A 6710-nucleotide genomic window follows, 5' to 3' on the forward strand; every position below is an offset into this window, starting at 1 on the left:
CGCAGACCCCGATCGAGCTCTACCTCGGCAGGTCCCTCGCCGACGAGGGCGCGGAACCCGCGGGCACCCGCCTGGTCGCCGTTATCCTCGACGACGGCGCGGCCGCGACCCTCGAACCGGACGAGTCCCTCTGGGTGCCGCTCCGCACTGTCGCGAGCGCCCTCTCCGACCGCGACGCCGGCCTCTTCACCGAAGCGCTCGCGCTCGCGAACTGGCACGCCTCGCACGCGCACTGCCCGCGCTGCGGCGCCGCAACCGAGGTCGAGGGCGGCGGCTGGAGCCGCCGGTGCCCCGTGGACGGCAGCCAGGTGTTCCCCCGAACGGACCCCGCCGTGATCGTGCTGATCACCGATGCCGACGAGCGCATCCTGCTCGGGTCGAACGCCCTGTGGGAGAACAACCGCTATTCCCTGCTCGCGGGCTTCGTCGAACCGGGGGAGTCCCTCGAGGCGGCCGTCATCCGCGAGATGTTCGAGGAGTCCGGCCTCCGCGTCACCGACCCGGTCTACCTCGGCTCCCAGCCGTGGCCGTTCCCCGCCTCGATCATGTTCGGCTTCACCGCGCGCCTCGCCGACGGCCAGCAGCCGGACGGTGTCCTGCCTGACGGTGACGAGATCCTCGACCTGCGCTGGTTCAGCCGCTCCGAACTGGCCGCGGCCGGCGACAGCATCATCCTGCCCGGCCGCTCCTCGATCGCACGCGCGATCATCGAGCAGTGGTACGGCGGACCGATCGACTTCGGCCCCGACCTGGTCGCCGGATGGCGCTGACCCCCGAGACGCTTCTGGCCGGCCTCGACGACCAGCAGCGCATCGCCGCGGAGGCCCTCGTCGGGCCGGTGTGCATGCTCGCGGGCGCAGGCACCGGCAAGACCCGCGCGATCACCCACCGGATCGCCTACGGGGTGATGACCGGCGCGTACGCCCCGAACCGGGTGATGGCGCTCACCTTCACCTCGCGGGCCGCCGCGGAACTCCGGGGCCGGCTGCGCCAACTCGGCGCCGGCGGCGTCGCGGCACGCACCTTCCACGCCGCAGCGCTCTCCCAGCTCAACTACTTCTGGCCGCACGTCGTCGGCGGCCAGGCGCCGCGCATCCTCGACGGAAAGGGCCGGTTGCTCGGCCACGCCGCCGAACAGCTCAAACTCCGGCTCGACACCGCGACCCTGCGCGACCTCGCCGCCGAGGTCGAGTGGCGCAAGACCACCGGGCTCAGCATCGAGGACTACGCCGCCGGCATCGCCAGGCGCAGCCTGCCCGGCCGGCTCGACGCCGACCAGGTCGTGGCGATGCACGAACGCTACGAGCGGCTGAAGGATGAGCGCAAGCAGATCGACTTCGAGGATGTCCTGCTCGCGATGGCCGGGATGATCGAGTCCGAACCCTCCGTCGCCCTGCAGGTGCGCGAGCAGTACCGGTTCTTCGTCGTCGACGAGTATCAGGACGTGTCGCCGTTGCAGCACGACCTGCTCGCCCTCTGGGTCGGGCCACGCAGGGACCTGTGCGTGGTCGGCGACGCCAGCCAGACCATCTATTCCTTCGCGGGCGCCCGCAGCGACTACCTTCTCGACTTCCCCAAGCGCTGGGAGGATGCGACGGTCGTGCGCCTCGAACAGAACTACCGGTCGACGGGGGCGATCGTCACGACCGCGAACCAGCTGATGCGCGGCCGCACCGGGGCGCTCACCCTGCGCGCGCACTCGGCGGAGCCGGGGGTCGAACCGAGCGTGCACGAGTACGCGAACGACCTCGCGGAGGCACGCGGGGTCGCCCAGCAGATCCTCGAACTGATCGAATCCGGCATCCGGCCGGAAGACATCGCCGTGCTCTACCGGGTCAACGTGCAGGCCGCGGCGCTCGAGACCGCGCTCGGCGACCTGTCCATCAGCTACCAGATCCGTGGATCGAAGCGGTTCTTCGACCTCACCGAGGTCAAGCAGGCCGTGATGCAGCTGCGAGCGGCATCCGTTTCGATCGTGGGCGAGCCGCTGTTCAAGTCGGCCAGCGACGTGCTGCGCTCGCTCGGCTGGAGCCAGACAGCGCCGGAGGCCGCCGGTGCGGTGCGGGACCGCTGGGAATCGCTCAACGCCATCATGGGGCTCGTCGACCAGGCCGCGCCCGGAACGACGTTCCGCCAGTTCACCGACGAACTGATGGAGCGGCAGGCAGGCCAGCACGAACCGACCGTCTCGGCGGTGACCCTCGCGACGCTGCACTCGGCCAAGGGCCTCGAATGGGACGCCGTCTTCGTGGTGGGGCTGTCAGAGGGGCTCGTCCCGATCAGCTACGCGGGTACCTTCGAGCAGATCGACGAGGAACGCCGGCTGCTCTACGTCGGCATCACCAGGGCACGCCGGCGACTCGCCCTGAGCTGGTCCGCGTCCGGGCACCAGCAACGGGCACCGAGGGAACGATCGCGGTTCCTGACAGAGCTCGGCATGCGCAACGCTCGTGCGGCCGGTGGACGCGGCGCGTGATCCTTCCGCTCGCGGCGTCGATCGACAGGGAGACGCCCGCGAGCGCCGAGTGACCGGACAGCACCCGATCCTGCACGATCCCCGCAACCCGGACAGCGACCTCGAGGCCACGACGCGCTGACTCCGTCGGCGCAGGCCGGTGGGCCAGCTGGCTCGCCATCGCGGGCCAGGCCGGGTCGGCGTCGACCCTGGCCTGCTCGAGGCAGAACAGGCACGGGCCCAGCCCCGGCTCCACGAGCGGGCCGATCCGCACCTTCCGGTCTCCGAACACGACCGGCAGGTGCGGCACGTCGCGGTTCAGCCAGCGCCGGTAGCGTGCCGGCTCGATCGCGAACCGGCCGATGATCACCGCGAGGTCCGTGTCCGCGGGGGCGGCGGCATCCGCGCCGGTGCGGCTCGCGGTGCTGAAACGGATGCCGGTGCCGTAGCCGGAATCGTCGGCGACCCGTGCGCTTCCGCCGACACCGTCGTCGAGTTCGTGGGTGTCGAGCCCGAGGTCGTCGAGGAAGGAACGGAGCCGCGCGGCCGTCGTGCCGCGCCCGTCGACGGACACCCAGTGCCGGAGCGCCGGCGTCGAGGACTCCGGCCCGAGGTCGTCGAGCAGGACCGGGCGGAGCGCGGCGAGGAGGGCGGAGACGGATTCTGCAGTCGCCCCGCCCGTGCGGCCGAGCATGACGGCGCCGCTGCGGGGCACCCCGGACCGGAGCGCGTCGATGACGCGTTCGAGGCCGGGGCCGGGCACGCGGAGGCGGAGCGCCGGGTGGTCGACGCCGAGCTGGATGGTGTCCGGCGAGCGCCAGACGAGCGGATACCGGGGGTCGAGTCGAAGAGTCATGCGCCGATCCTGCCGGATTCGCATCGAGCGCGAGCGATTCATCCACAGGCCCGGCAGGCTCCCAGCCTCAGCGCCGGCATTCGCCCTAGGCTCTGACCATGACTGCCAGACGAGCACTCGTGACCGGGGCGACCGGCTACATCGGCGGGCGGCTGGTTCCGCTCCTCCTCGACGCCGGATTCGAGGTGACCGTGCTCGTGCGCTCGCCGCAGAAGCTCACCGACGTCCCCTGGCGGGACCGGGTGGACATCCGGGTCGGCGACCTCGCAGACGCCGACGCCGTGGACGCGGCGTGCGCCGGGATCGACGTCGTCTACTACCTCGTGCACGCGATGGGCAGTTCGGGCGACTTCGAGCAGGCCGAGGCGCGGGCCGCCCGCACGGTGGCGTCGGCAGCTGCGGCGGCCGGCGTCTCGCGGATCGTCTACCTCGGCGGGCTGCACCCGGACACCGAGACCCTCTCCCGGCACCTGCGTTCCCGGGCCGAGGTCGGACGGATCCTGCTGGCCTCCGGCGTGCCGACAGCCGCCCTGCAGGCCGGCGTCGTGATCGGGAGCGGCTCGACGTCCTTCGAGATGATCCGGCACCTGACCGACGTGCTGCCGTACATGCCCGCACCGAAGTGGGTGCGGAACAAGATCCAGCCGATCGCCGTGCGCGACGTGCTCTACTACCTCGTCGCCGCGGCGGACCTGCCCGACTCCGTCAACCGAACCTTCGATATCGGCGGTCCCGACGTGCTCCGCTACGGGCAGATGATGAACGGCTACGCCCTCGAGGCGGGACTTCGCCAGCGCCCGATCGCCTCATTGCCGGTGCTGACCCCGTGGCTCGCCTCGCAGTGGGTCAACCTCGTCACCCCGATCCCGCGCAACCTCGCCGTGCCGATCATCGCCTCCCTGCAGAACGACTGCGTGATGGGCGAACACGACATCGACGGGTACATCCCCGTCCCCGACGGCGGTCTCACCGGGTACCGCACGGCCGTGCGGCTCGCGCTCGGGCGGATGCGCGACGGCGACGTCGAGACCAGCTGGCGGAACGCCTCGATCGAGGGGGCGAGCAGCAACCCGCTGCCGAGCGACCCGGAGTGGGCGGGGCACCTCGTCTACACCGACGTTCGTACGAAGCACACCCCCGCGGCGCCCGCCGAACTGTGGCGCATCATCGAGGGCATCGGCGGCGACAACGGCTGGTACTCATTCCCTCTCGCCTGGGCCGTGCGCGGCTGGGCGGACAAGCTCGTCGGCGGCGTCGGGCTCCGCCGTGGCCGGCGCGACGCGGAACGGCTGCACACCGGCGACGTGCTCGACTTCTGGCGGGTGGAGAGCCTCGAGCGCGGGCGTTTCCTCCGGCTCCGTGCCGAGATGCGGGTTCCCGGGCTGGCCTGGCTCGAGATGACCGCCGAACCGGCCGCGGACGGTGGCTCCGTCTACCGGCAGCGTGCCGTGTTCTTCCCACGCGGCCTCGGTGGCCGGCTCTACTGGTTCTCGATCCTGCCGTTCCACGGGATCATCTTCAGCGGGATGGCCAACCGCATCACGGCCACGGCCGAAGCGACGTCTGCGCCCCAGCCCGCTCGCTAGAGTGGGGGCATGCGCCGATTGGCTCGATCCCTGTTCGTCACCATCCTGGGCGCGTTCGCCCTCCTCACCCTGTCGGTGCCCGCGGCGGCCGTCGCGGCCGCGCCCCTGGGGCAGCCCGCCGGCTCCGTGCCCGGCGGCGTCGACGACTTCAGCTTCGATTCGATGCACTCCGACTTCGTGCTCAGCCGGTCAGCGGACGGGCACTCCGCGTTGACGACGACGGAGACCATCGTCGCCCGGTTCCCGGACTTCGATCAGAACCACGGCATCCGTCGGTCGATCCCGAGCCACTACGACGGGCATCCGACCGGGATCGACCTTGTGAGCGTCACCGACGAGAACGGTGCCCCGCGGCCGAGCGACACGAGCGAGAGCGACGCCGGCGACTTCTTCATCGTGACGAGCGCAGCCGACGGCTACGTGCACGGCGCGCAGACCTATGTGATCACATACACGCAGCGTGACGTGACCCTCGTTCCGACGGATGCGCAGGATGAGGAGTTCTACTGGGAGGTCAACGGAACCGGCTGGGCCCAGCCCTTCGGCTCCGTCTCCGCGACGCTCACGGTCGACCCTGAGCTCACCGGCCGGCTGACCGGCCAGGCCAGGTGCCTCCAGGGATCGACGAATTCCTCGGCCGACTGCTCCGAGATCAGCACGGATTCGAGTGCGGCGGCGACGACCGGAACCCGGATCAGCGCGAGCAGCGGCAGCCTTGCCGCCCATGAGGGACTCACCCTGGTCGTCGGCTTCACCCCGGGTACCTTCGTGCCGAGGGACAACTCGTTCTTCGCGAGCCCGATCCCCGCCGTCGGCCTCGCCGGTGCCGTGCTCGCGCTCGTCTGCGCCGCCCTCGCGATCGCCCTGCGGGCGACCCGCTGGCGCAATGCGCCCGGCCGGCCCACGATCATCGCCGAATACCTGCCGCCGAAGGGTGTCAACCTGCTCCAGGCCGGCGAGGTGACCCGCACGTCCACGAAGGCCATCACCGCCCAGTTCCTGCAGTTCGCCGTGCGCGGCAACGTGCGGGTGCTCGAAGGCTCAGGGTCCAAGCACTACCTGCTCGAGCTGCGGGACACCCGGGGCGTCGACGCGACGGAGCTCTCCATGCTCGGCCACCTCTTTCCCGGGCTGAAACCGGGCACCCAGCGCGACCTCAAGAAGAAGAGCACCAGCCTCACCACCGCGCTTCAGGGCGAACTGCGGGCGACCCGCCGGGCGGCGATCCCCGCCGGTTTCCGTGAGAAGAAGGGCGGGTCCCTGCGTTCCGCGCTGCTCGGCCTCTCCGTTGTCGGCGGCCTCGTCGCCGTTCTCGGCGGCGTCGTCGGTCTCGCGCTCGAGATCGGCGGGGCGTGGCCGTTCCTGGTCCTCCTCGCCGGGCTGATCGGCGCCATCACGACCGTGTCACTCGCGTCGAGCATCCGCCCGCTCACCGCAGCAGGGGCGGAACTGCGCGATTACCTCGAAGGAGTCAGGTTGTACATCGGAGTCGCCGAGACCGACAGGTTGCGGGTGCTGCAGAGCCCCCAGGGCGCCCTGCGCTCGCCGTACCGCCCGGAGCCGGGGAGCCCGGAAATGATGGTCGACCCCGGGCAGCCGTTGCAGGTCCTCAAGCTCTACGAGCGCCTGTTGCCGTTCGCCGTGCTGTTCGGGCAGGAGAAGGACTGGTCGGCCGTGCTCGGTGAGTACTACGCGCAGAGCCGGTCCCAGCCGGACTGGTACTACGGCACCGGTGCGTTCAACGCCGGGTTCTTCGCGGCGAGCCTGAGCGGCTTCGCGAGCTCGACGACGTCGGCGTGGTCGGGCACCGCGT

4 protein-coding genes are annotated in these 6710 nt (G+C 71.1%); all 4 read left to right on the plus strand.

Annotation, left to right across the window (positions count from 1 at the left end):
• Positions 1 to 770, plus strand: a 770-nt coding sequence (nudC, locus tag QN357_RS16875; protein ID WP_323505244.1) for an NAD(+) diphosphatase, incomplete at its 5' end; no start/stop codon positions are given.
• Positions 761 to 2476 (plus strand): ATP-dependent helicase, encoded by a 1716-nt coding sequence (locus QN357_RS16880; RefSeq protein WP_134449559.1) that lies wholly within the window; start codon positions 761 to 763, stop codon positions 2474 to 2476. The genes nudC and QN357_RS16880, both read left to right, overlap by 10 nt.
• Positions 2477 to 3409: 933 nt before the next feature.
• Entirely contained in the window at positions 3410 to 4897 is a 1488-nt protein-coding gene (locus tag QN357_RS16885; RefSeq protein ID WP_134449560.1) for an SDR family oxidoreductase, read from the plus strand.
• 9 nt (positions 4898 to 4906) lie between these two features.
• Positions 4907 to 6710, plus strand: a 1804-nt coding sequence (locus QN357_RS16890) for a DUF2207 domain-containing protein (RefSeq protein WP_323505245.1), incomplete at its 3' end; no start/stop codon positions are given.

It is taken from the genome of Cryobacterium sp. RTC2.1, assembly GCF_035018685.1.
Classification (GTDB): domain Bacteria; phylum Actinomycetota; class Actinomycetes; order Actinomycetales; family Microbacteriaceae; genus Cryobacterium; species Cryobacterium glucosi.